This is a genomic window from Pseudomonas putida W15Oct28, assembly GCF_000708715.2.
Classification (GTDB): Bacteria; Pseudomonadota; Gammaproteobacteria; order Pseudomonadales; family Pseudomonadaceae; genus Aquipseudomonas; species Aquipseudomonas putida_R.
The window spans coordinates 125,521-148,655 of the sequence record NZ_JENB01000003.1 but is presented as its reverse complement, the minus strand read 5'-3'; the positions used below and the strand labels follow the sequence as shown (position 1 = coordinate 148,655).

Sequence of the window (23,135 nt, the reverse complement as noted above, 5' to 3'; positions counted from 1 at the left end):
CTTGCCGGCGATAGGGCCGGTACAGGCAATTCAACTCTGCAAGGTATCGCGTAGCTTAACGACGCCATCAAGCGCCAGCGCCTGGGCCGAATAGCACAGGCCGATACGCCGGCGAAGGTCCAGCTGAGGCATGGGCTCGATGCGCACGCCGCGGTGCTCGGTGGCCAGTGACTCTGGCACGATCGCGGCACCCAGGCCCGCGGCGACCAGCTCCAGGGCCAGGGCAAAGGTGTCTGCTTCTGCCACCAGAGTACCGCTGTAGAAAGGTTGCAGGCGCTGATGGCTGGGCTGTGCCGGGCAGGTGATCCAGCGGGCTTCGGTGGTTGCCTGCTGCGCAAGCGCCAGCACGAACGGGTCGCTGTGCAGCGGCAGAAACAACTCATCCTCACAGCGCAGTTCTTCGCTGGCCAGCCGCACCGCGCCCAGGCAGCCGGTCGCCAGTTGCAGGCGCACCGGGGGCTGGATGGCAGCCGCTGCCTGCACCACCTTGCCCAGTACCGCCGCACTCACATCCTGCTCCACGCCGATCTGCAACGGCGCACGCTCACGATCACCCTTGAAGCGGCCGAGCAGGCGATTGGCGTCGGCGACCATGCGCTGGGCTTCGGGGTACAGCGCACGGGCATCTTCAGTCACCTCGACGCCGCGGGCCTGGCGCACGAACAGCGTGGTGCCCAGGGCCTGCTCCAGGGCCCGGATGCTACCGGAAAGCGCCGGTTGGCTAAGGTGTATCGAACGCGCGGCGGCGGTGATGTTGCGCTCTTCGAACACGGCGATGAAGGCACGAAGCTGGCGATAATCCATGGGTTACCCATAAGTGATGCCGATGGCTGCGAAAAGAATTTCCCGTTTTTCGCAAGAAAAACCAGCTTCTATACTCGCTCTACTTCTTACCCATAGGCAAATCGGATAACAGGATGGTGACCATGACCAACACCCACAAACCCTTGGTAGTGATTACCGGTGCCAGCTCCGGTATCGGCCTGGCCACCGCCAAGCTGCTGTCCAGCCGTGGCCACGCCCTGTTGCTGCTGTCCCGTCGCCTGGCGCCGATGCAGCAACTGCAGTTGCCGAATACCTTGGCACTGGCGGTCGATATCACTGACCGCGCTGCCGTGCTGGCAGCCGTCGCCGAAGCCGAAGCGCGGTTTGGCCCGGTAGACGCGATCATCAACAATGCTGGCGTGATGCTGCTGGGCAGTATCGCCACCCAGGACCCGGAGCAGTGGGACCGCATGCTCGACGTCAACGTGCGTGGGTTACTCAATGGCATCCATGCGGTGGCCAGCGGCATGGTCGAGCGCAGGCAGGGCACCATCATCAACGTCAGTTCCGTGGCCGGGCGCAAGGCCTTCCCCAACCATGTCGCCTACGTCGGCACCAAGTTCGCCGTTACCGGCCTGTCGGAAAACCTGCGTGAAGAGCTGGCGCCGAGCAATGTGCGGGTGATCACCATCGAGCCGGGTGCGGTAGATACCGAACTGCTCAGCCATACGACCGATGACGCCATCAAGGCGGGGTACAACGACTGGAAGCAGGAGATGGGCGGGGTGCTTACGGCAGAAACCATTGCCGAGACCATCGGCTTTGCCTACGGCCAGCCGCAGTCGGTGTGCATCCGCGAAATCGTGGTGTGCGCTACCCGCCAGCAGCAATAACCGGCCTGCTGACGCGATCCCTGTAGGAGCGGCCTTGTGTCGCGATAGGGCTGCGCAGCAGCCCCGGCAATGGCTGTGTTGACGCTGGAATCCGGGGGCTGCTGCGCAGCCCGATCGCGACACAAGGCCGCTCCTACAGGGGACCGCGCAAGGCATTCAGAAATGCAGTGTCAGTGCATGTGCGCCACAGGCGTCTTAGCCGGTTTGAAGTGCCCTTCATCAACCTCCATGATCGGCACCTCGTTGCCATCCCGGTCATACAGCCTGCCATCACGGAACACATCACCTTCATTCAACCCGGCGATATCCCGGTAGCGCAGGGTGCGCTCACTGGCGGCGACGAACACCGACTGCTGGTCGGAGTTGCCGGCGCGCAGGTGGTTGAACAGCAGGTTGAGCAGAATCGCCATGATCGCCGCCGAGCTGATGCCGGAATGGAAAATGGTCTCGAACCAGGTCGGGAAGTGGTGATAGAACCCCGGTGCCGCAATCGGGATCATGCCAAAGCCGATCGAGGTGGCGACAATGATCAGGTTCATGTTGTTGCGGTAGTCCACCTGGGCCAGGGTGCGGATGCCGCTGGCCGCGACCGTGCCGAACAGCACCAGCCCGGCGCCGCCGAGCACGGCGGTAGGTACTGCGGCGACCAGCCTGCCCATCACTGGCAGCAGCCCCAGCGTGACCAGGATCAGGCCGGCGCTGGCCACCACGTAGCGGCTCTTCACCCCGGTCACGGCGACCAGGCCGACGTTCTGCGCGAAGGCACTTTGCGTGAACGAGCCGAACAACGGCGCCAGGGCGCTGGAGATCATGTCGGCACGCAGGCCATTGCCCAAGCGCTTGGAGTCGACCGGGGTACTGATGATTTCCCCCACGGCCAGGATGTCGGCCGAAGTCTCGACCATGGTCACCACGATGACGATCAGCATCGACAGGATCGCCGCCACCTGGAATTGCGGCGCGCCGAAGTGCAGCACCTCGGGCATGGCCACCCACGGCCCTTGCAGCGCCTGGGAGAAATCGGCCATGCCGGTGGCCATCGCTGCCAGCGTGCCGATCACGATGGCCAGCAGGATCGACAGGCGCGACAGGCTGGCACTGCCCAGCTTGCTCAGCAGCAGTACCGAGGCCAGGGTGAATGCCGCCAGGCCAATGTTCGCCGGGCTGCCAAAATCAGCGGCCTGGCTGTTGCCGCCCATGGCCCAGCGCGCGGTCACCGGCATCAGGGTCAGGCCGATGGTGGTGATGACGATGCCTGTCACCAGGGGCGGGAAGTACTTGATGATGCGCGAGAACAGCGGCGTGATCAGCAGGCCGACCAGCGATGACACGATCACCGCGCCAAACACCACCTGCATGCCGCTGGTGCCGTCATTGCCGATGATCGCGACCATGGTGGCGACGCTGGCGAAGGACACGCCTTGCACCAGCGGCAGTTGGCAACCGAAGAAGGGGATGCCCAAGGTTTGCAGCAATGTTGCCAGGCCCCCTGCGAACAGCGAGGCGGCGATCAGCAGGCCGACATCGCCAGCGCTGAGGCCTGCGGCCTGGCCGATGATCAGCGGTACGGCGATCATGCCGCCGTACATGGTCAGTACATGTTGCAGGCCATAGGCCAGGTTGGCGCCCACGCCGAGGTTCTCGTCTTCCGGACGAGGTGAAGCGGGAGAAGTCATGGTGAGTAGCTCGCTTTGTTATTTTATGCGTCTAACAGCACGGTCTCAGTCGCATTCGTTGGGTGATGAACAGCTAAACGCGGGCCGCGTTGCGGCCCATCGCCGGCAAGCCAGCTCCCACTTTGACCGCATCGGGCTCAAGGCATGTGCAGTATTTGTGGGAGCTGGCTTGCTGGCGATGGGCTGCGCAGCAGCCCGTGTAGATCAGGCGCCGCTGACCAGTTGGTGTGCCAGCTGGTTGTGGCGCTCCAGCACGCGTGGCAGGTCGACGGTGGCCAGCTGGCCGTCTTTGACCACGACGCGGCCGTTGATCACGCTGGTGTGCACCTGGGTCGGGGTGCAGAACACCAGTGCTGCCAGCGGGTCGTGGTGGCCACCGGCGTAGGCCACATGGCCCAGGTCGAAGGCGACGAAGTCGGCGACCATGCCGGGGGCCAGGGCGCCGATGTCATTGCGGTTGAGCACCTTGGCGCCGCCGAGGGTGGCGATCTCCAGGGCTTCGCGGGCGGTCATGGCGTCGGGGCCGAAGCCTACCCGCTGCAGCAGCAGGGCCTGGCGCACTTCACCGATCATGCTGGCGCCGTCGTTGGAGGCAGAGCCGTCGACCCCCAGGCCTACCGGTACGCCGTGGTCGCGCATCTTGCGAATCGGGGCAATGCCCGAGGCCAGGCGCATGTTCGAGCATGGGCAGTGGGCGACACCGGTGCCGGTGCGGGCGAACAGCTCGATGCCGTGCTGGTCGAGCTGCACGCAGTGGGCATGCCATACATCGTGGCCGACCCAGCCAAGGTCTTCGGCGTACTCGGCAGGGGTCATGCCGAATTTTTCGCGGCTGTAGGCGATGTCGTTGACGTTCTCGGCCAGGTGGGTGTGCAGCGACACCCCGTAGTGGCGCGCCAGTACGGCGGCTTCACGCATCAGGTCGCGGCTGACCGAGAACGGCGAGCAGGGCGCTACCACGATACGGCGCATCGAGCCGTGGCTGGCATCGTGGTAGTCCTCGATCAGGCGCTGGGACTCCTTGAGGATGTCGGCTTCCTTTTCCACCACCGAATCAGGCGGCAGGCCGCCCTGGCTCTGGCCGACGCTCATGCTGCCGCGCGCGGCGTGGAAGCGCATGCCTATCTCGGCGGCAGCGTGGATGCTGTCGTCGAGCTTGCAGCCATTGGGGTAGATGTACAGGTGGTCGCTGGAGGTGGTGCAGCCGGACAGGATCAGCTCGGCCATGGCGGTCTGGGTCGACACCGCGATCATCTCGGGGGTCAGGCGTGCCCAGATCGGGTACAGGTTGGTCAGCCAGTTGAACAGCTCGCCGTCCTGGGCTGCCGGCACCACGCGGGTGAGGCTCTGGTACATGTGGTGGTGGGTGTTGACCAGGCCTGGGATGACCACTTTGCCGGCCATGTCGAGGATGACATCGGCCTGTTGTGGCAGGGTATCGCTGGGGCCGACCTGTTTGATCAGGTTGTCTTCGATGTACAGGCCGCCGTTCTTGATCTCGCGGCGTTGGCCGTCCATGGTGACCAGAAGTGCGGCGTTTTTGACGAGTAGCGTTTTTGCAGGGGTTGTAGATGACATGGCGTGAGCCTGCCGCAATACGCATCGGCGATTACCGATGTCATAGGCGCACGGCATTGTAATCAAGGTTTTTGCTGATTGTATACAGGCCTGTTAAGCCTGCGCCGGCCTCTTCGCGGGCTTGCCCGCTCCCACAGGAGCACCACAGTTGTCCAGGTGGGTGCAGTACCTGTGGGAGCGGGCAAGCCCGCGAAGAGGCCGGTACAGGCTAAATCAACGGATGATCACACCGCCTCGCGGCTACTCACACCGTCAAGCAACCGCGCAATCCCCAACGGGTTATCGTTTTTCAACGCATCCGGCAGCAGCGCATCCGGGTAGTTCTGGAAACACACCGGCCGCAGGAAACGGTCGATGGCCAAGGTACCGACCGACGTACCCCGTGCGTCCGAGGTCGCCGGGTAAGGCCCGCCATGCACCATTGCATCCGAAACCTCCACACCGGTCGGGTAGCCGTTGAGCAGCAGGCGCCCGGCCTTGCGCTCCAGCAGCGGCACCAGCGTGGCAAAGGCGTGCAGGTCGTCAGGCTCGGCTATCAGGGTGGCGGTCAGCTGGCCCTGCAGGTGGCGCAGTGCTTCGGCCAGTTGCTCGGCATCGGCCACCTCAACCACCACGGTGGTCGGGCCGAACACTTCTTCCTGCAGCAGGGGGTCGCCGTTCAGCAGCAGGCTTACATCTGCCTTGAACAGCTGAGGGTGGGCCTGGTTGCCGGTTTGTGGCTGCCCGGCCAGGTGCTGGATACCCGGGTGTGCCAGCAGGTGCTGCACACCGTTCTGGTAGCTGCGCAGGGTGCCGGCGTTGAGCATGGTCTGCGGGCCCTGGTCGGCCATGCGTGCCACCAGTGTTTGCACGAAAAGCCCGAATTGCGGCGACTGAATGCCCACCACCAGGCCCGGGTTGGTGCAGAACTGCCCGCAACCCAGCACCACCGAGGCGGCCAGTTCGCCGGCGACTTGCTCGCCCCGTGCCTGCAACGCCTGGGGCAGGACGATCACCGGGTTGATGCTGCTCATTTCGGCAAACACCGGGATCGGCTGCGGGCGTGCCGCCGCCATGTCGCACAGGGCGCGGCCACCGCGCAGCGAGCCGGTAAAGCCGACCGCCTGGATGGCCGGGTGCTTGACCAGCGCTTCGCCCACGCCGGCACCGTAGATCAGGTTGAACACGCCCGCCGGCATGCCGCTGCTGGCCACCGCGCGGTCGATGGCTGCAGCCACATGGGCGGCCGTGAGCATGTGCCCACTGTGCGCCTTGAATACCACCGGGCAACCCGCGGCCAGCGCCGATGCGGTGTCACCGCCAGCGGTGGAGAAGGCCAGCGGGAAGTTGCTGGCGCCGAACACGGCCACCGGGCCCACGCCGATGCGGTACTGGCGCAGGTCCGGGCGCGGCAGCGGGGTACGCTGGGGCAGGGCACGGTCGATGCGTGCGGCGTAGAAATCGCCGCGCCGTACCACCTCGGCAAACAGCCGCAGCTGGTTGCTGGTACGGCTGCGTTCGCCACGGATGCGGGCTTCGGGCAGCGCGGTTTCGCGCATCACATGCTGGATGAAGTCATCACCCAGTGCGTCCAGCTCGTTGGCGATGGCGTCAAGGAAGGTGGCACGCTGGGCCGGGCTGGTGCTGCGGTAGGCCGGGTAGGCGGCCTCGGCGGCCTGCACGGCGGCCTCTACTTCGTCGCCGGTCGCCTGGTGGAAGGCGTAGGGCAGTGGCTCGCCGGTGCGGGCGTCGACGCTGTTCAGCAGCACGTCACCGTTGCCGCTGAGCTGGCCGGCGATATGGTTCAGGCGATGTTCGATGGGCATTTCGTTTCCCGTTGGCAATGACAGTCGTTGTGCTGGGACTGTAGGCGGCGAACGGGGGGCTGAATAATGATTAATGCGGATCGGGTGATAACGACCAGTTATCACCCAGATGTCAGGGCGCGCACGTATTCGGGTGTCACTCCGCCATCTGCAACTCCGGCAGCTTCACCCGAAACGCGCGGGTCAGCCCCATCAGCACTACCAGGCCCATGCCCATCCAGCACAGGCCGATGGTGAACGACAGGCTGGTCAGGCTGCTCCACAGCCACAGCGTGCTGAGAAAGCCCAGGCCGGGAATGGCGCCGTACAGCAGGTAGTTGCGGCCACCGCGCAGTTTCTGGTCGACCAGGTAGTGCTTGACCACCGCCAGGTTCACCGCCGAGAAGGCGAACAGCGCGCCAAAGCTGATCATGTTGGCCACGGTGTCGAGGGTGATCACCAGGGCGATCAGCGACAGCAGGCTGACCACCAGGATGGCAGTGGCCGGCACGCGTTTTTTCGTCACCAGCTGGCCGAATGCCCGCGGCAATGCACCGTCGCGGCCCATGGCGAACAGCACGCGCGACACGCTGGCCTGGGACACCATCGCCGAGGCGAAGCAGCCGGCCACGTAGGTGGCCGTGAAGGCTGTTACCAGCAACTCGCCGCCCACACGGCGCATCACGTCCACGGAGGCCGAATCCGGGTCGGCGAAGCTGCCCCAGTCGGGGAACACCATCTGCGCGCAGTACGACACCACCAAAAACAGCAAGCCGCCGATCAGCGAAACGGCCAGGATCGCCACCGGGATGCGGTAGGTCGGGTTGGTCGTTTCTTCGGCCATGGTCGACACGGCATCGAAGCCCAGGAAGGACAGGCACAGCACGGCGGCACCGGTCATGACCAACGGCACGCTGAAGCCTTCGTGGTGGAAGGGTGCCAACAGCGACACCGGCTCCGCCTGTCCGCTGAGCTTGAGAACGGACAGGGCGACGAAGACGATGATGAACACCAGCTGCACCACCACCAGAATCCAGTTGACCCGGGTGATGGACTCGATGCCGATCAGGTTGAGGAAGGTGACCAGGGCAATGGAGCCTGCCACCCACACCCAGGCGTGGATGGCCGGGAAGTATTCCGACATATAGATGCCGATCAGCAGGTAGCTGAGCAGCGGCAGGAAGATGTAGTCGAGCAGCAGTGTCCAGCCGGTAATAAAGCCGATGCTGCTGCCGAAGGCTTTGCGCGTGTAGGTGTAGACCGAGCCGGAATAGGGGTGGGCCTGGACCATGCGGCCGTAGCTGTAGGCCGTCAGCAGCATGGCGGCGAGGGTGAGCAGGTAAGCGGTGGGCAGGTGCCCTTTGGTCATCTGGGTGACCAGCCCGTAAGTGGTGAATACGGCCAGGGGCACCATGTAGGCCAGGCCGAACAGTACCAGGGCGGTCAGCCCCATGGACTTGCGGAAGCGGCCGGTGCTGGCGCCGGGTTGCGAGGGTGCATGCGGGGAGGGGCTATGGGCTGTACTTGTTGTTGTATGCATTGCTAACTCCTGGAAAAGGATGCAGGACACCGCAGTACGCGAGCAGGCTCGCTACCGGTGGGTGAAGTGCAAGGAGGTCGAGCGGAAGGCTCGCAGCGCTGGGGCGGGTTGATGCTCCCACACACTGCAGGTACCCGGAATCACCCTTTGGGGTGAGTGGGTGAAGCCCTTGTCCGGCTCACCCCAAAGGGTGATTTCGGCGTCTGCAGCGGCGTGGGAGTATCTGGTCAACAACGCACCGCACTGGCGGCGGTGCCACTGAATAGAAACGGCAGGCCCACAGTGACTAATCAATTGCTTTCAGAACAGTGGTTCGAGCACCTGGCCAAGGTCACCGAGGCCATCGGCCGACCGGGCTTTGCCGCCAACCTGTTTGCCGCACTTGGCGTGATCCGGCCGATCCAGGCGACCACGGTGTACCTGTACCCGCACGACGGCATGCCTTGTGCGCTGTTCGAGCAGGACGACAAGGCGCCCTGGCAGCCCGAGGGCAATGTCAGCCGCTACTTGTCCGGCTTCTACCTGCTCGACCCGTTCTACGGGGCGTGTGTGGAGCAGGTCGAGTCGGGTTGCTATGGGTTGTTCGAAGTGGCACCCGACCATTTCGAGGTCAGCGAGTACTACCAGTCGTTCTACCGGCACTCGCACCTGGAGGATGAACTCAACTACATCCTGCAGGTTGCGCCGGGGCAGAGCCTGGCGGTGTCGCTGGCATTCACCGACAAGCTGGATGCGCACACCCGCGAGCAGTTCGGGCGCATCACGCCCTGGGTGCTGGCGGTGCTGAGCAAGCACTTTGCCGGGCTGGACAGCCGCGCCGGGCGCTTCGAGAACATCCTCGAACAACGCATCCACGCCGCGCTGAACAACTTTGGCAGCTCGCTGCTGACCGAGCGCGAGTGCCGTATCGCCCAGTTGATTCTGCGTGGCCACTCGACCAAGTCGCTGGCCGAGCGCCTGGGGGTGTCGGAAGACACCATCAAGTCGCACCGCAAGAACGTCTACGCCAAGCTCGACATCGGCACCCAGTCCGAGCTGTTTTCCCTGTTCATCGACGCGCTGGCCAATGCCCAGGGCGTGCTGGGCAAGGACCCGCTGGAAAGCTACATGGGCAAGCTGCGCTGAGCGCAGCCACCCTGCAACCCCACCGCAAAGGAAAACCAACAATGAATGCGCCTTTCGCCCCGCAACGCCAGACCCGCGACTACCAGGCATCCGATGCCGCGCACCATATCCATGCCTTCCTCGACCAGAAGGCGCTGAATGCCGAGGGGCCACGGGTGATCGTCGGTGGCGAACGCCTGCACCTGTGGGACAGCGAGGGCAAGCGCTACCTGGATGGCATGTCTGGCCTGTGGTGCACCCAGCTCGGCTACGGGCGCCGCGACCTGACTGTCGCCGCCGCCACGCAGATGGACCAGCTGGCCTACTACAACATGTTCTTCCACACCACCCACCCGGCGGTGATCGAGCTGTCCGAACTGCTGTTCAGCCTGCTGCCCGGCCACTACAGCCACGCGATCTACACCAACTCCGGCTCTGAAGCCAACGAAGTGTTGATCCGTACCGTACGCCGCTACTGGCAAGTGGTCGGCCAGCCGAACAAGAAGGTCATGATCGGCCGCTGGAACGGTTACCACGGCTCGACCCTGGCGGCCACGGCGCTGGGCGGCATGAAGTTCATGCACGAAATGGGCGGGTTGATCCCGGATGTGGCGCACATCGACGAGCCGTACTGGTACGCCGAGGGTGGCGAACTGACCCCGGCCGAGTTCGGCCGCCGCTGCGCCATGCAGCTGGAGGAAAAGATCCTCGAACTGGGCGCCGAGAACGTGGCCGGCTTTATCGCCGAGCCGTTCCAGGGCGCAGGCGGCATGATCTTCCCGCCTGAAAGCTACTGGCCGGAAATCCAGCGCATCTGCCGCCAGTACGACGTGCTGTTGTGCGCCGATGAGGTGATTGGTGGCTTTGGCCGCACCGGCGAGTGGTTTGCCCATGAATACTTCGGCTTCGAGCCCGACACCCTGTCGATTGCCAAGGGCCTGACCAGCGGCTATGTGCCCATGGGTGGCCTGGTGCTGAGCAAACGCATTGCCGAGGCACTGGTGGAGCGGGGCGGTGTGTTTGCCCACGGCCTGACGTATTCCGGCCACCCGGTGGCGGCGGCGGTGGCCATTGCCAACCTGAAGGCACTGCGCGACGAAGGCATCGTCACCCAGGTGAAGGATGACACCGGGCCCTACCTGCAGCGCATCCTGCGTGAGGTGTTCGCCGACCACCCATTGATCGGCCAGGTGCAGGGCGCCGGCTTGGTGGCAGCGTTGCAGTTCGCCGAGCACAAGCCGACGCGCAAACGCTTTGCCAACGAGAACGACCTGGCCTGGCAATGCCGCACCTTTGGTTTCGAGGAAGGGGTGATCATTCGCTCGACCCTGGGGCGGATGATCATGGCGCCGGCGTTGATCGCCAACCACAGCGAGCTGGATGAGCTGGTGGAGAAAACCCGCATTGCCGTGGACCGCACCGCCCGCCTGGTCGGCAAACTCTAAGGGCCACCTGTTTCCCTGTGGGAGCGGGCGTGCCCGCGAACACCGGCGCAGCCGGTGCCATCCACCGTGTCGCCTGATTCGCGGGCATGCCCGCTCCCACAGAGGGAGCGCGGCGCACTTGCGGACTGTGTGGTACCTGTTACCTCCGCAACAATGACCGCCACGGCGGTCGCCTGGAGTACAAATGTACACCCTCGAATTCTGGCAACAACGCGCCTCGGACCTGTACCTGCCATCCCAGGCGCTGATCAACGGCAAACCCGTCAACGCACAGGATGGCGCCACCTTCGCCGCCATCAACCCCGCCACCAACAGCGTACTGGCCCAGGTCGCCGCCTGCGGCCAGGCCGAGGTCGACCTTGCGGTAGCCAGCGCGCGCCGTGCCTTCGAACAAGGCCCCTGGCCGCGCATGGCCCCGGGCGAGCGCAAGAAAGTGCTGCTGCGCCTGGCCGAGCTGCTCATGGCCCATCGCGAGGAGCTGGCCCTGCTGGATTCGCTTAACATGGGCAAGCCGGTGATGGACGCCTACAACATCGACGTACCGGGTTCGGCCCATGTGTTCGCCTGGTACGGCGAGGCGCTGGACAAACTCTACGATCAGGTGGCGCCCACTGCGCCGAATGCGCTGGCCACCATCACCCGCGAAGCCCTCGGCGTGGTCGCCGCCGTGGTGCCATGGAACTTCCCGCTCGACATGGCCGCCTGGAAGCTCGCCCCGGCGCTGGCTGCCGGCAACAGCGTGGTGCTCAAACCTGCCGAACAATCACCGTTCTCGGCCCTGCGCCTGGCCCAGCTGGCGCTGGAGGCTGGCGTGCCGGAAGGCGTGCTGAACGTGGTGCCGGGCCTGGGCGAGCAAGCTGGGCAGGCGCTGGGCCTGCACCCGGATGTGGACTGCCTGGTGTTCACCGGCTCCACCCAGGTGGGCAAGTACTTCATGCAGTATTCGGCGCAGTCCAACCTCAAGCAGGTGTGGCTGGAGTGCGGCGGCAAGAGCCCCAACCTGGTGTTCGAAAACTGCCAGGACCTGGACCTGGCAGCGGAAAAGGCCGCCTTCGGTATTTTCTTCAACCAGGGCGAAGTGTGCTCGGCCAACTCGCGGCTGTACGTACAGCGCTCCATCCATGACGAATTTGTCGAGCGCCTGCAAGCCAAAGCCCGCCAGTGGTTGCCCGGCAACCCGCTGGACCCGGCGAGCCGTGCGGGTGCCATTGTCGATGCCGAACAAACCGGTCGCATCGAGGCCGCCATTGCGCATGCCGGGCAAGAGGGCGCACGGTTGGTGTGTGGCGGCCGGCGCCTGACCATCGAGGGTTCAAACAACTACATCGAGCCAACCATTTTTGCCGGTGTCGATGGCCGCATGCGCCTGGCGCAGGAGGAGGTGTTCGGGCCGGTGCTGGCAGTCAGCGCCTTCGACACGGAAGAAGAAGCGGTGCGCCTGGCCAACGACAGCGTCTATGGGCTGGCAGCCTCGGTGTGGAGCGATGACTTCAACCAGGTGCACCGGGTGGCGCGGGCCTTGAAGGCCGGTACCGTGTCGGTGAATACGGTTGATGCGCTGGATGTGACGGTGCCGTTTGGCGGGGGTAAGCAGTCAGGGTTCGGGCGCGACCTGTCGCTGCATTCGTTCGACAAGTATTCGCAGCTCAAGACCACCTGGTACCAGTTGCGCGGCTGATGTTTTGATCATAAACCGCGTCGCCTGCTTCGCGGGCACGCCCGCTCCCACAGGAATCGCACTGCACCTGAGAACGGTGCAATACCTGTGGGAGCGGGCGTGCCCGCGAAGAGGCCCTGTCAGGCGCCGCAACGGGCTCGGTTAGAAGTCGATGCTAGCCGACAGCTGATAAGTCCGCGGCGCCCCCAGCCCCAGGGTCTGGGTCAGCGGCACACCCCAGTAGTCCTTGTCCCCCAGGTTGGCGATGTTCGCACGCAAGGTCACCGGCTTGCTGGCGACCTGGGTCACATAGCGGGCGCCAACGTCGAAGATCGTGTAACCCGGAATCGACAGGCTGTTCTCGGCATTGATGTATTGCTTGGACTGCGAGGTCACGTTGCCGGTCAGGGTCAGCCCGTCCAGGCCGGGGATGTCCCATTCCATGCCCAGCTTGCCCTGCAGCTTGGGGTAGGCGGTGGCGGTCTTACCATCGTTGGCACCGCCTGCGGTCTTGGTCAGCTTGGGGTCGACATGGGCCACGCCACCCATCAGGCGCACGTCGGGCAGGGGGGCGCCGAAGAAGCTCCATTCCACCCCACGGTTACGCTGCTCGCCACCGAACGAGAAGATGTTGGTGACCGGGTCTGTGTTGCTGCCCGGGCGCTTGATTTCGTACAGCGCCAGGGTGTGGCTGAACGTGCCCAGGTCAAGCTTGAGGCCGATTTCCTTCTGTTTTGATTTGTACGGCGCGAACACGTCGCCACGGTTCTTCGCGGTAATGGGCGCGATGACGCCTTTGCTCAGGCCTTCGATGTAGTTGGCGTACAGCGACAGCTCATCGGTCAGTTTGAACAGAATGGCCCCGGCGGGGGTGGTGGCGTGGGTGTCGTAGCCGGGTTTGTTACGCGCGCCGGTGTTCATGTTGTAAGTGTCGGTGACCACTTCCTGGCGACGTACGCCGAGGGTCAGTTGCACACGGTCATCCAGCACCGACAGGGTGTCGGCTATGCCATAGCTTTTCAGGTCGTTTTCCGTGTGGGCAATCAGTGGCCAGGCCTCTGACACTTTCGGGCCCCAGACCGGGTTGTAGATATTGGTCGTCCAGTTCGAGCCGGCTGCGCGGCGGCCGAAGTCCTTTTGCGTGTCACTGTACTGGGTGGCATTGACCGACCATTGGTGGCCGATGCCGAAGGTGTCGAAATGGCCACGCAGCCCGACCTCGGCAGAGGTCTTGTGGATCTCCATCTGCAACTGGCCCATCGCGGTGGTGAAATCGCCGGCGCTGTTGTTCACCGTGGCTGTCAGGGCGCCGCTGTAGCGATAGTCGGTCTTGCTGGTGCCGACCGCGCCATAGGCCAGCAGCTGGTCGTTCAGCTCGTACTCGCCGCGCAGGATGACGCCCTTGTCCTTGGTTTCCACATAGGCCCAGTCTGGGTTGAGCAGCGTGTCATTCTTAGGTGGCCTGGGCACTGGCACGCCAGCGGCCAGGCCCATGCCGCGGTTCTGGCCGCTGATGTGGTCGTCGGTATCGAACAGGTCGAGCGACAGCTTGCCACGTTCGCCACGCCAGTCCAGGGCCAGCGAAGACAGCACGTTGCGCTGGCGTTGATCGTTTATGGCAGTGTCGCCGTCGCGGTACATGCCGTTGAAGCGCACGCCGAACTGGTTGCCCTCGCCGAAGCGCCGGCCAACGTCCACATGGCCGCCAAGCTGGGCGTCGGACGCGTAGGTGGCGGTCAGCCGGGTCAGCGGCGTGTCGCCAGCGCGCTTGGGAATCAGGTTGACGACACCGCCCACCGAGCCGCCCGGCGGCATGCCGTTGAGCAGCGCCGATGGGCCTTTGAGTACTTCGATGCGCTCGTACATCTCGGGTGAGGCGCGGTAGTAGGGTGCCATGCCGAACAGGCCATCGACAGTCATGTCGCTGACGCTGGTCTGGAAACCGCGAATCGAGTAGTTCTCGCTGTAGGTGCCGGTCAGGCCGTTGCTGAATACCGACGGGTCGGTGGCGGCGATGACGTCGGTGATGTCCCGGGCCTGCAGGTCCTGGATGTAGGTGTCGGTGTAGCTGACGGTGCTGAACGGCGTTTCCATGAAGTCTTTGTTGCCCAGCAGGCCCACGCGCCCGCCAGTCGCCACCTGGCCGCCGGCATACACCGGTGGCAGTGCATCGGCAGCGCTGGCCTGGGCGTCGATCAGGGTGGCGGGCAGTTCCGGGGCGGCGGGTTTTTCTTCAGCGGCCTCGTGGGGGAGGGTGTTGGCTGCATCGGCGTGTGCGGCGATTGGCGCCAGTGTGCAGCTACCAAGGGCCAGGCCAATGAATACAGCATGTGCCAGCGGGGTGCGCGGCAACGCAGGCAATGCCAGGGCAGGGGACGAGAGAGTGTGCAAGGGACGGATGGACACGCGATGGCTCCAGAGGGACAGATGGCTGGTTGTGTTTTTGGTTTTAAAAAGCGAAGACGTAAGGCAAACGAGAATCACGTGCTAACGCAGTGGCGGGCATTTGCAAAAAGGCAGTGTCTAGTCCTGATACCCCCTGATCACGTCATCCGCGATCAAGGCCAGTGAGGTCGGGCTGGCGGCCGTGACGTACCAGGCCTGTGGGTCGACGAACACCACGCGGCCGTGCTTCCAGGCGTTGGTCTGGCGCAGCAGGGGGTTGTCCAGGGTGTCTGCCGTCATCATCGGGCGGTGCTCCATCACGGCGGTGCGGTCAACCACATAGAGGATGTCGGGGTTGGCCTGCTGGATGAACTCACTGGAAATCGGCTGGCCATGCAGGCCGGTATCCAGGGTGGTGGTGGCCGGCTTGACGCCCAGGTCGTTGAAGATGAAGCCGTAACGCGATTGCACGCCGAAGGCACTGAAGGCGCCGTTGTTGTGCAGCACCACCAAGGCCCGCTCCGGGCGGTCGCGGGTGACGTTGCGCGCCTGGGCCAGCCTGGCCTCCAGTGCGTCAACCTGGCGCTGGGCCAGGGCCTGCTTGCCAAACACCTGGCCAAGGCTGAGCAGGTGCTGCCTGACCAGGCCGACATGCCCGGCTTCGCTGTCGCGGTAGTCCACATCGAAGTGCAGGGTCGGCGCCATTTCGCTCAACTCGCCATAGTGGTTGGCCTGCAGCGAAGTGATCAGGATCAGGTCAGGCCGCGCCGCATGCACCCGCTCCAGGTTGGGTTGCACGATCGAGCCGACATCTGCCGTTTGCCCGGCATCCTTGTAGCGTGCAAGAAAGTGCGGCACGAAGTCCTTGGGCATGCCCGCCACGGGCACGCCCAGTTGGTCGAGAAAGTCCACTTCGTTCATGTCCAGCGCCACCGCGCGCTGTGGCAGTTGACTGATCACGGTGGTGCCCAGCTTGTGCTGCACGGTAACCGGCATGTAGTCGCCATGCTGCGCGGTTTTCACCGTTGCCGCCGTGGTTGCCGTGGGCTCGTTGCAGCCGTGCAGGGCGAGGGTGGCGCCTAGCAGTAGCGCCAATGGCCAGCCGCTGGCGGGGTGGTTGCGGTTCATTGCTGTTCTCCGGGTGGGTTGAAGTAGTTGCACAGGCGGCCGCGCGCGCCGTGGGTGATTTCGAAATCCAGCCCGTACAGCGCGTGCAGCTGTTGCTCGGTGACCACCTGCTCGACGCTGCCGCTGCAATGCACCCGGCCGCCCTGCATGGCGACGATGCAGTCGGAGTAGGCGGCCGCGAAGTTGATGTCGTGCACCACCAGGATCACCGTGCGGCCGAACGCGTCGCACAGCCGGCGCAGGGCGCGCATGATCTGCACGGCGTGGCGCATGTCGAGGTTGTTCAACGGCTCGTCGAGCAGCAGGTAGTCGGTCTGCTGGGCGATGGTCATGGCCAGAAACGCCATTTGCCGCTGGCCGCCGCTGAGTTCATCGAGGTAGGCCTGGCGCAATGGCTGAAGGGAAAGGAATGCGATGGCCTGGTCGATGGCCACCTGGTCTTCCCGGGTGAGCGCACCGCGGCTGTAGGGGAAGCGGCCGAACGCGACCAGTTCGTCGACGGTCAGGCGCAGGTTGAAGTCGACCGACTGGCGCAGGGTGGCGACGCGTCGGGCATAGTCGCCAATAGCGATGTTGTCGATGCTTTGCCCGTCCAGGCGTATGTCTCCGCTGCCAGGCGCCAGCAGCCGGGCCAGCATCATCAGCAAGGTGGTCTTGCCGGCGCCATTGGGGCCGATCAACGAGGTCAGCTGCCCGCGCGGGAAGCTGGCGCTTACCCCGCTCAACACCGCCTTGCTGCCATAGGTTTTGTGCAGGTTGTGGACAGTAATCATGCGGCTCCCCGTTTGCGCACCATCAGGGCGAGGAAGTAGGTGCCACACACCAGGTTCACGAGGATGCCGACGGTGGTCCTGTAGTTGAAGACATGCTCGACCAGCAACTGGGCGGCAATGAACACGGCAATGGCCACGGCGCTGCCGAGGGCCAGGGTGACCCGGTGGCGGAAGGTGCCGGCCAGGGCATAGGTGATGTTGGCGACGAACACGCCCATGAATGCCGTGGGCCCCAACAGGCTGGTCGACACCGCCACCAGCGCTGCGATCAGCGCCAGCAGCAGGCGCACGTTGCGCCGGTAGTCCACGCCCAGCGAAATGGCCTGGTCGCGCCCGAGTGCCAGCACGTCCAGCACTGGCACCGTCCGGGCCAGCAGCACACACAAGCCCGCCACCAGCACCGCCGAATACAGCAGCAACTGCGGCGATGCCCGGTTGAACGAAGCCTGGGTGTAGCCCAGCAGCATCGAGAACTCGCCCGGGCTGACTTTCAGCTGGACGAACTGGGTGAACGTGGCCATGACCATGGTCAGCACCAGGCCGACCAGCAGCAGGAAGTACACGTTGTTTTTGCCGTCACGAAACAGCCAGCGGTGCAGGGCCCAGGAGTAACCGAGCATCAGCAGCACCGACAGCAGGAAGTTGCCGTCACTGCCGAGCACTGTCAGCCCCTGCACGCCCATGCCCAGCACCAGCAGCGCCTGCAGTAGCAGGTACACGGCCTCGTAGCCCATGATCGCCGGGGTGAGGATGCGGTTGCCGGAAAGGGTCTGGAAGGCAATGGCGGAGCAGGCCACGCACACGCCGCCGATCACCATGGCCGCCAGGCGCACAAGGCGCTTGGGGATGAGGTAGGCGAAGTCCGCCCCGGCGTTGACGAACACGAACAGCGTGGCCAGGGCGACCACGGCCAGCCACACGCAGTGTCGGCCTTTCATCGCTGCCTCCAGATGATCAGCCCGAGGAAGATCAGCCCGCCCAGGCCGCCTGCAGTCAAGCCGATGGGCACTTCGAACGGGTAGATCAGCAGCCTCCCGAGCAGGTCGCAGACCAGCAGCAACGCCGCACCGCCCAGTGCCACCAGTGGCAGGGTGCGGCGCAGGTTGTCGCCATGACGCAGGGCGACCAGGTTGGGCACCACCAGGCCGACGAAGGGGACGGCGCCGACGATAATCACACTGGCCGACACCGTCACCGCCACCAGCAGCAGGCCCAATGTCACGTTGGCGGTGTAGTTCAGGCCCAGGCTGGTGGCCATGCCTTCGCCCATGCCCAGCACGGTGAAGCGTTGTGCGTACAGGTAGGTGAGCAGCACGATCGGTACGATCAGGTAGAGGATTTCGTAGCGGCCCTGCACCACCTTGGAAAAATCACCCAACAACCAGCCCTGCATGCTTTGCAGCAGGTTGAAGCGGTAGGCGTAGAACTCGGCCAGCGCACTCAGCACGCCGCCGTACATCAGGCCAATGACCGGCACCAGCACTGCGTTGCGGGCGCGTATGCGGCGGATGATGGCGACAAACAGCAGGCTGGCGGCAAAGCACACGGCCAGTGCAAACAGCATGCGCAGCAGTGCCCCGGCCGCGGGCGCCAGGCCCAGCGACAGCAGGATGCCCAGGCGCGCGGCATCGAGCCCGCCGGTGGTGCCGGGCTCGACGAAACGGTTGCGCACGATCTGCTGCAGGATCACCCCGCATACCGCCAGCCCGACACCCACCAGTATCAATGCGGCCAGGCGTGGCAGGCGGCTTGCGGTCAGGGTCAGCCAGGCGTCGCCTTGCAGGGTAAGCAACTGGGTCCAGGCCAGCTCACGAACGCCGACCGCCAGTGAGGCCGCGCACAACAGCAGGAACAGGATGAGCCATGCAACACGCATCAGTCGTGTTCCACCCTCGCTGCCCCGATGCGCCAGCCGCTGGCGGCGTGGCGCTGTTCGAGCATGCGTGCATAGTGCCCGCCATTGGCGCGCAGTGTGGCCGGTGCGCCTTGCTCGACAACCTGCCCGGCGTCCAGCACCACGATATCGTCGGCCATGGCCACGGTGCTGAGCTGGTGCGCGATGACCACCAAGGTGCAACGCCCACGCAGGCTGTGCAGCGTCCGGGCAATTACGGCCTGGTTCTCGGCATCGAGGGCGGCGGTGGCTTCGTCCACCAGCAGTACTGGCGCTTGCCTGATCAGCGCACGGGCAATGGTCACACGCTGGCGCTCGCCACCGGAAAGCCGCGCACCGCCTTCGCCCACGGCGGTATCGAGGCCCTCGGGCAGCCGTTCGAGGGTGTGCGCCAAGCCGGCCATGTGCGCAGCTTGCAGCACCTTGGCGTCGCTGGCACCGGCTTTGCCGATACGGATGTTGTCGGCGATGCTGCCCTGGAACAGCCAGGTGTCCTGCAGCACCTGGCTGACCGTGTCGGTCAGGCAGGTGCGGGCCATGTGCCGCACGTCGACGCCGCCAATGCGCACACTGCCTTCGGTGGTATCGAAGAATCGTGCAATCAGGCGCATCAGCGATGTCTTGCCCGAACCCGAGGCGCCGATGACGGCGGTCATGCTGCCTGCCGGGATGTGCAGGTTCACGTTCTGCAACACGTCGGGCCCGGCGGGGTTATAGCGCAAGCTCACCCCTTGCAGGTCGATTGCGCTGCCCAGTGGCCGCTGAGGCGAGGCGGGTTCTGGCAATGGCTTGGCTGCCAGGATCCGTTCGATTTCCTGCAACTGGCCATGGGCCCCGCGCAGGATCTCGACATGGCTGGCCACGTCCTGCAGCGGATCGATGAAGCGGCAGACCAGCACCAGTGCCACGATCACCGCCACTGCGCCCTGCGCCGGGCCACCCGCCTGGTTACCGAACCACAGGCCCGCGGCCACCAACAGCGCGGCGAACGTTGCCTGTACGGCCCAGCTGTTGAGCAGTGCTGACAGCGAAGCACGAATGATCAGGCCCATGCCGCTGCTGCGCTGGCGCTCCAGGCTTTGCGCCAGCAACCGCGTGCCACCGCCAGCCCCATTGAAGGCCCGCAGCACCGACTGTGCCTGGGCGAACTCCACCATGCGCTGGCTGGCGGCGGCGAAGTGCTGGTGAAAGGCCTGATCGGCGCGGCGCCCCAGGCGTGCGCTGAACAGCAGTACTGCGGCCAGCGCCGGCAGCGCCAGCAGGGCGATCAGGCCCATCGGCGGGTGCAGGATGAATAGGGTAAACACCAGCACCAGCGGCGTGACGCTGCCACTGATCAAGGGCGTGAGCACATGGGCCGGCAACTGGGCCACGGCCATCGTGCCCTGGGTGATCACATGCCCGAGCCGGGCAGTGTTGTCGGAAGTGAACCAACCCAGTGGCAGCTGTGCCACCTGGGCGCCAATGTGCTGACGGCCGCCTTGCAGCACCGCTGCCGCCAAGCTTATGCCGGCCTGTTCCACCCGATGTCGCCAGGCCCAGCACAGCGTCATGCCGGCGGCCAGCACGGCCAGCCAGGCACTGGCAGCGCGTATTTCGCTGTTCAGCAGGTGCAGCATGATCGGCGCCAGGGTACTGATGGTCAGGCCACTGAATACCCCGTAAAGCACGGTCATCAGCAGGTAACGGCGCCAGGCCGGGGCGCTTTCGCCCAGCAGTCGAACGAAGGTTTTCAGCATGCTGGCAGCGCCTTTTTTTCGGTGTCCTGATACCCACCCTGCGCCCACAGCCGTGCATAAAGGCCTTGGCGAGTGAGTAATTCGCTGTGGCGCCCTTGTTCACACAGGGCGCCTTGGTCCAGCACCAGGATCTGGTCGGCATGCATCACCGTGTCCAGCCGGTGGGCGATGACCAGCAGGGTGCGATCCCGGGCGAAACGCGACAGGGCATCCTGGATCGCCGCCTCACTTTCGGCATCGGCGGCTGCGGTGGCCTCGTCCAGTACCAGCACGGGCGGGTCGAGCAGCACGGCGCGGGCAATGCTCAGGCGCTGCTTTTCTCCCCCGGACAATTGCGCGTCTTCGCCCACCACCGAGTCATAGCCACGCGGCAGTTGCAGGATGCGTGCGTGAATGTTGGCCAGGCGCGCAGCCGCTTCGACTTCTTTGCGGGTTGCAGTGGGTTTACCCAGGGCGATGTTGTCGGCCACGCTGGCATGGATCAGCCGCACCTCCTGCAGCACGAAACCGATGCGTCGGTGCAGTTCGCGGCTCTCGACCTGCCGCAGGTCGACGCCGCCCAGGGTGATGCGCCCGGCGTCGGGGTCGAAGAACCGCAGCAGCAGGCGCGCCAGGGTCGACTTGCCGGCACCAGAGGGGCCGACGATGGCGGTGGTGGTACCGGGGGCCAAGGTGAAGCTGACGTCATTGAGCACGTTGTTGCCGGGGGCGTAGGCATGGCTCAGATGCTCTACGCGCACTTCGCTGCCGTTGGGCAGGCTGCCAACCGCAGGGGCGGGCAGCACCGGGGTGTCAAGCAGGGCCTGCACCCGCTGGGCCGCCCCCACCGCGTTGTTGAGGTCGTGGGTGATGTAGTGCAACAACTGCAGCGGCGCGCACAACCCAGGTGTGACCAGGGCAAAGGGCAGTATCTGTAGCGGCTCTATCCAGCCCAGGGCCACGAACGCCATGCCTGCCAGCAGCACGATGCCCAGTACCGTCACCGGGGCGATCAAGGCATTGGCCCGTGCCATCGCCGCCACCAGTGGGCGGGTGAAACCGGTGAAGGTGTCGGCAAAGGTATCGACCGCTGCACGGTAGCGGTCCTGCGCGTTGCCGCGCCCGCCGAATGCCTTGACCAGCGGCATGCCATTGACGAACTCGACCACCGCGTTGTCGATGCGCCCCATGCCCGCAACCACATCACCCATATGCGCTGCGCTGGCCTTTATGGCCCGGTGCAGAAACAGGAAGAACGCCGGGAAGGGCAGCAGCACGACCACGGCAAGGCGCCAGTCCATGGCGAACAGGTAGGCCACGGAAATCAGCACGGCGCCCACGGCGCGGCCCAGCGTGGTGAAAAAGTGCGCGGTCAGGCTGTGCAGTGTGCCGATGTCGTCCTGCATGGCCCGTTTCACTTCGCTTGATGCCCGCTCGCTGAACCAGCCGAGTGGCACTTGCATCAGGCGCTGGCCGATCGCCACGCGCAAGTGGTGGGTGATGTGGTTGTCGGCCTGGTGCGCCAGCATTTCGGCCGCGGTGATCAGGGCCATGCCGGTGAACAGGCTGGCGATGCTGGCTGCGATGGCCCGGCCAATGGCGCCCGATGTGGCGGTTTCGCTCAAGGCCAGGTGTGCGATGTGCGCAATGCCTGCCAGCGGTACCAAAGCCAGCATCGAACCTACAGCGGCCAGAAATGCCGACAGCGCCAACCGCCCGCGAATGGGCGAGAGCACACGGCTGAGCGGGCTGCGGGCTTTGCTGGTTGAAGGGGCGGCATCGTCAAGGGGCGTTGATGAATCGGACATGAAGCGGGCCTGAAAAGCTGCAAATGAATTAGTTGCATGACTATAAACTAATTTGCGAAAACCCGACAAGACAGCTACAAGACTGTCTTCACAAAGCCTGGAGGAACCGATGCAACCACCACAACGCACACCCGGACGCGGTCGCCCTCGCACCATCACCCGTGAACGGATTGCCGACGTGAGCGTCGCCATCGGTCTGCCCAACCTCACCTTCGTGGGTGTGGCCGCTGCGTTGGGCGTAAGCCACATGGCGCTGTACAAGCACGTGCCAAACATCGAAGCGCTCAAGTGCCTGGTGGCCGAGGAGGTTTTCCAGCGCTGGCAGATCCCTACGGCAGGCGGGGATTGTGCAGAAGGGTTGCAGGCTTACCTGACGCGCTTTGCCGCGTCGGTCCAGGCATTCGTCAAAGCGCACCCGGGGTTGACGCCGTATGTGATCCGCAGGCTGGCGGCGACAGAAGCGATGATCGACAAGATCAACGACCACCAGGCACACATCGCCCAGGCCTACGGCCTGAGCCTGGAGCAGGCGCGCTGGTTGTTGTCGACGGTGGCGTTCCATGGCTTTGCGGTGGCCGACACGGTGTACACGGTGTCGGGGCGCGAGCCGCTGCTGGAGGCCGACCGGGCTGGCGAAGAATCGGAGATGGAAGTGGAGTTGCAGGAGGGCATGCAGGCGCTGATTGTTGGCGCGCTGGTCATGCTGGAGCAGCGCGGGCGCAGTTGATGCGGCTGCAAGGTGGCATGGCACCGGCTGCGCCGGTGTTCGCGGGTAAACCCGCTCCCACAGGAACCGAGTCACACCAGAGGGCAGTTCACCGCTGTGGGAGCGGGCGAGCCCGCGAAGAGGCCTGATCAGGCGCTGCCTGTGTTAGGGCAAGCACCTGACACCTCAACCCCACGTTTTTTTTCGCCAACCCGGCAGAAATCCCCCCCGCACTCTACACTGCTCCGGATATCAGCCAAGGCAATGTGCCACACATGGAG

17 protein-coding genes are annotated in these 23,135 nt (G+C 64.8%); 5 read left to right on the top strand and 12 right to left on the bottom strand.

Features of this window, described 5'->3' with window-relative positions:
• Positions 1-30: 30 nt before the first annotated feature.
• A complete protein-coding gene (locus tag AK81_RS03075; protein WP_043196690.1) occupies positions 31-804 on the bottom strand; it encodes a LysR family transcriptional regulator in 774 nt (257 codons plus the stop codon).
• Positions 805-926: 122 nt separating this feature from the next.
• Here AK81_RS03075 and AK81_RS03070 point away from each other — a divergent pair, with 122 nt between their 5' ends.
• Positions 927-1,658 (top strand): SDR family oxidoreductase, encoded by a 732-nt coding sequence (locus AK81_RS03070; protein WP_043196688.1) that lies wholly within the window; start codon positions 927-929, stop codon positions 1,656-1,658.
• Positions 1,659-1,828: 170 nt separating this feature from the next.
• On the opposite strand, the gene AK81_RS03065 is transcribed toward AK81_RS03070, so the two are convergent.
• The 4 genes from AK81_RS03065 to AK81_RS03050 form a co-directional block, all read right to left on the bottom strand.
• Positions 1,829-3,334, bottom strand: coding sequence for a nucleobase:cation symporter-2 family protein (locus tag AK81_RS03065; RefSeq protein WP_043196686.1), 1,506 nt, complete (start codon positions 3,332-3,334; stop codon positions 1,829-1,831).
• 204 nt (positions 3,335-3,538) lie between these two features.
• Complete coding sequence (locus tag AK81_RS03060; RefSeq protein WP_043196685.1) at positions 3,539-4,912, bottom strand: 8-oxoguanine deaminase; 1,374 nt, start codon at positions 4,910-4,912, stop codon at positions 3,539-3,541.
• 224 nt (positions 4,913-5,136) lie between these two features.
• Positions 5,137-6,717 carry an aldehyde dehydrogenase (NADP(+)) gene (locus tag AK81_RS03055; protein ID WP_043196683.1) on the bottom strand — a complete coding sequence of 527 codons (1,581 nt, stop codon included), beginning with the start codon at positions 6,715-6,717 and terminating at the stop codon, positions 5,137-5,139.
• Positions 6,718-6,853: 136 nt separating this feature from the next.
• Positions 6,854-8,236 (bottom strand): APC family permease, encoded by a 1,383-nt coding sequence (locus tag AK81_RS03050; protein WP_043196682.1) that lies wholly within the window; start codon positions 8,234-8,236, stop codon positions 6,854-6,856.
• Between the two features lie 282 nt (positions 8,237-8,518).
• On the opposite strand from AK81_RS03050, the gene AK81_RS03045 reads away from it, so the two are divergent.
• The 3 genes from AK81_RS03045 (at position 8,519) to AK81_RS03035 (ending at position 12,463) form a co-directional block, all read left to right on the top strand.
• Positions 8,519-9,361: a LuxR C-terminal-related transcriptional regulator gene (locus tag AK81_RS03045; RefSeq protein WP_043196681.1), complete on the top strand. Its 843-nt coding sequence runs from the start codon at positions 8,519-8,521 to the stop codon at positions 9,359-9,361.
• Between the two features lie 41 nt (positions 9,362-9,402).
• Positions 9,403-10,785 (top strand): aspartate aminotransferase family protein, encoded by a 1,383-nt coding sequence (locus tag AK81_RS03040; RefSeq protein WP_043196680.1) that lies wholly within the window; start codon positions 9,403-9,405, stop codon positions 10,783-10,785.
• Positions 10,786-10,969: 184 nt separating this feature from the next.
• Positions 10,970-12,463 carry an aldehyde dehydrogenase gene (locus AK81_RS03035; protein WP_043196679.1) on the top strand — a complete coding sequence of 498 codons (1,494 nt, stop codon included), beginning with the start codon at positions 10,970-10,972 and terminating at the stop codon, positions 12,461-12,463.
• Between the two features lie 141 nt (positions 12,464-12,604).
• Here AK81_RS03035 and AK81_RS03030 read toward each other — a convergent pair whose 3' ends face one another.
• From AK81_RS03030 to AK81_RS03000, 7 genes are all read right to left on the bottom strand, one after another.
• Positions 12,605-14,848: a TonB-dependent receptor gene (locus AK81_RS03030; protein ID WP_043196678.1), complete on the bottom strand. Its 2,244-nt coding sequence runs from the start codon at positions 14,846-14,848 to the stop codon at positions 12,605-12,607.
• 117 nt (positions 14,849-14,965) lie between these two features.
• On the bottom strand, positions 14,966-15,955 hold the full coding sequence (locus AK81_RS03025) for a siderophore ABC transporter substrate-binding protein (protein ID WP_043196677.1): 990 nt from the start codon (positions 15,953-15,955) through the stop codon (positions 14,966-14,968).
• Entirely contained in the window at positions 15,952-16,728 is a 777-nt protein-coding gene (locus tag AK81_RS03020; protein WP_043196676.1) for an ABC transporter ATP-binding protein, read from the bottom strand. The genes AK81_RS03025 and AK81_RS03020 overlap by 4 nt, the downstream gene beginning before the upstream one ends.
• Positions 16,725-17,666, bottom strand: coding sequence for an iron chelate uptake ABC transporter family permease subunit (locus AK81_RS03015; RefSeq protein ID WP_043196675.1), 942 nt, complete (start codon positions 17,664-17,666; stop codon positions 16,725-16,727). The genes AK81_RS03020 and AK81_RS03015 overlap by 4 nt, the downstream gene beginning before the upstream one ends.
• Positions 17,663-18,604 carry an ABC transporter permease gene (locus tag AK81_RS03010; RefSeq protein ID WP_043196673.1) on the bottom strand — a complete coding sequence of 314 codons (942 nt, stop codon included), beginning with the start codon at positions 18,602-18,604 and terminating at the stop codon, positions 17,663-17,665. Before AK81_RS03010 ends, AK81_RS03015 begins: the two co-directional genes overlap by 4 nt.
• Positions 18,604-20,361, bottom strand: coding sequence for an ABC transporter ATP-binding protein (locus tag AK81_RS03005; RefSeq protein ID WP_043196672.1), 1,758 nt, complete (start codon positions 20,359-20,361; stop codon positions 18,604-18,606). Before AK81_RS03005 ends, AK81_RS03010 begins: the two co-directional genes overlap by 1 nt.
• Positions 20,355-22,148 (bottom strand): ABC transporter ATP-binding protein, encoded by a 1,794-nt coding sequence (locus tag AK81_RS03000; RefSeq protein ID WP_043196671.1) that lies wholly within the window; start codon positions 22,146-22,148, stop codon positions 20,355-20,357. The genes AK81_RS03005 and AK81_RS03000 overlap by 7 nt, the downstream gene beginning before the upstream one ends.
• Positions 22,149-22,257: 109 nt before the next feature.
• Between AK81_RS03000 and AK81_RS02995 the strand changes: the two genes are divergently transcribed.
• Positions 22,258-22,875, top strand: coding sequence for a TetR/AcrR family transcriptional regulator (locus AK81_RS02995; RefSeq protein WP_043196669.1), 618 nt, complete (start codon positions 22,258-22,260; stop codon positions 22,873-22,875).
• Positions 22,876-23,135 lie beyond the last annotated feature (260 nt).

What these genes read in the sequence shown, in the direction of transcription:
- AK81_RS03075 (WP_043196690.1), bottom strand. Translation starts at nt 804, where the DNA reads ATGGATTATCGCCAGCTTCGTGCCTTCATCGCCGTGTTCGAAGAGCGC.
- AK81_RS03070 (WP_043196688.1), top strand. Translation starts at nt 927, where the DNA reads ATGACCAACACCCACAAACCCTTGGTAGTGATTACCGGTGCCAGCTCC.
- AK81_RS03065 (WP_043196686.1), bottom strand. Translation starts at nt 3,334, where the DNA reads ATGACTTCTCCCGCTTCACCTCGTCCGGAAGACGAGAACCTCGGCGTG.
- AK81_RS03060 (WP_043196685.1), bottom strand. Translation starts at nt 4,912, where the DNA reads ATGTCATCTACAACCCCTGCAAAAACGCTACTCGTCAAAAACGCCGCA.
- AK81_RS03055 (WP_043196683.1), bottom strand. Translation starts at nt 6,717, where the DNA reads ATGCCCATCGAACATCGCCTGAACCATATCGCCGGCCAGCTCAGCGGC.
- AK81_RS03050 (WP_043196682.1), bottom strand. Translation starts at nt 8,236, where the DNA reads ATGCATACAACAACAAGTACAGCCCATAGCCCCTCCCCGCATGCACCC.
- AK81_RS03040 (WP_043196680.1), top strand. Translation starts at nt 9,403, where the DNA reads ATGAATGCGCCTTTCGCCCCGCAACGCCAGACCCGCGACTACCAGGCA.
- AK81_RS03035 (WP_043196679.1), top strand. Translation starts at nt 10,970, where the DNA reads ATGTACACCCTCGAATTCTGGCAACAACGCGCCTCGGACCTGTACCTG.
- AK81_RS03025 (WP_043196677.1), bottom strand. Translation starts at nt 15,955, where the DNA reads ATGAACCGCAACCACCCCGCCAGCGGCTGGCCATTGGCGCTACTGCTA.
- AK81_RS03020 (WP_043196676.1), bottom strand. Translation starts at nt 16,728, where the DNA reads ATGATTACTGTCCACAACCTGCACAAAACCTATGGCAGCAAGGCGGTG.
- AK81_RS03015 (WP_043196675.1), bottom strand. Translation starts at nt 17,666, where the DNA reads ATGAAAGGCCGACACTGCGTGTGGCTGGCCGTGGTCGCCCTGGCCACG.
- AK81_RS03010 (WP_043196673.1), bottom strand. Translation starts at nt 18,604, where the DNA reads ATGCGTGTTGCATGGCTCATCCTGTTCCTGCTGTTGTGCGCGGCCTCA.
- AK81_RS03005 (WP_043196672.1), bottom strand. Translation starts at nt 20,361, where the DNA reads ATGCTGAAAACCTTCGTTCGACTGCTGGGCGAAAGCGCCCCGGCCTGG.
- AK81_RS03000 (WP_043196671.1), bottom strand. Translation starts at nt 22,148, where the DNA reads ATGTCCGATTCATCAACGCCCCTTGACGATGCCGCCCCTTCAACCAGC.
- AK81_RS02995 (WP_043196669.1), top strand. Translation starts at nt 22,258, where the DNA reads ATGCAACCACCACAACGCACACCCGGACGCGGTCGCCCTCGCACCATC.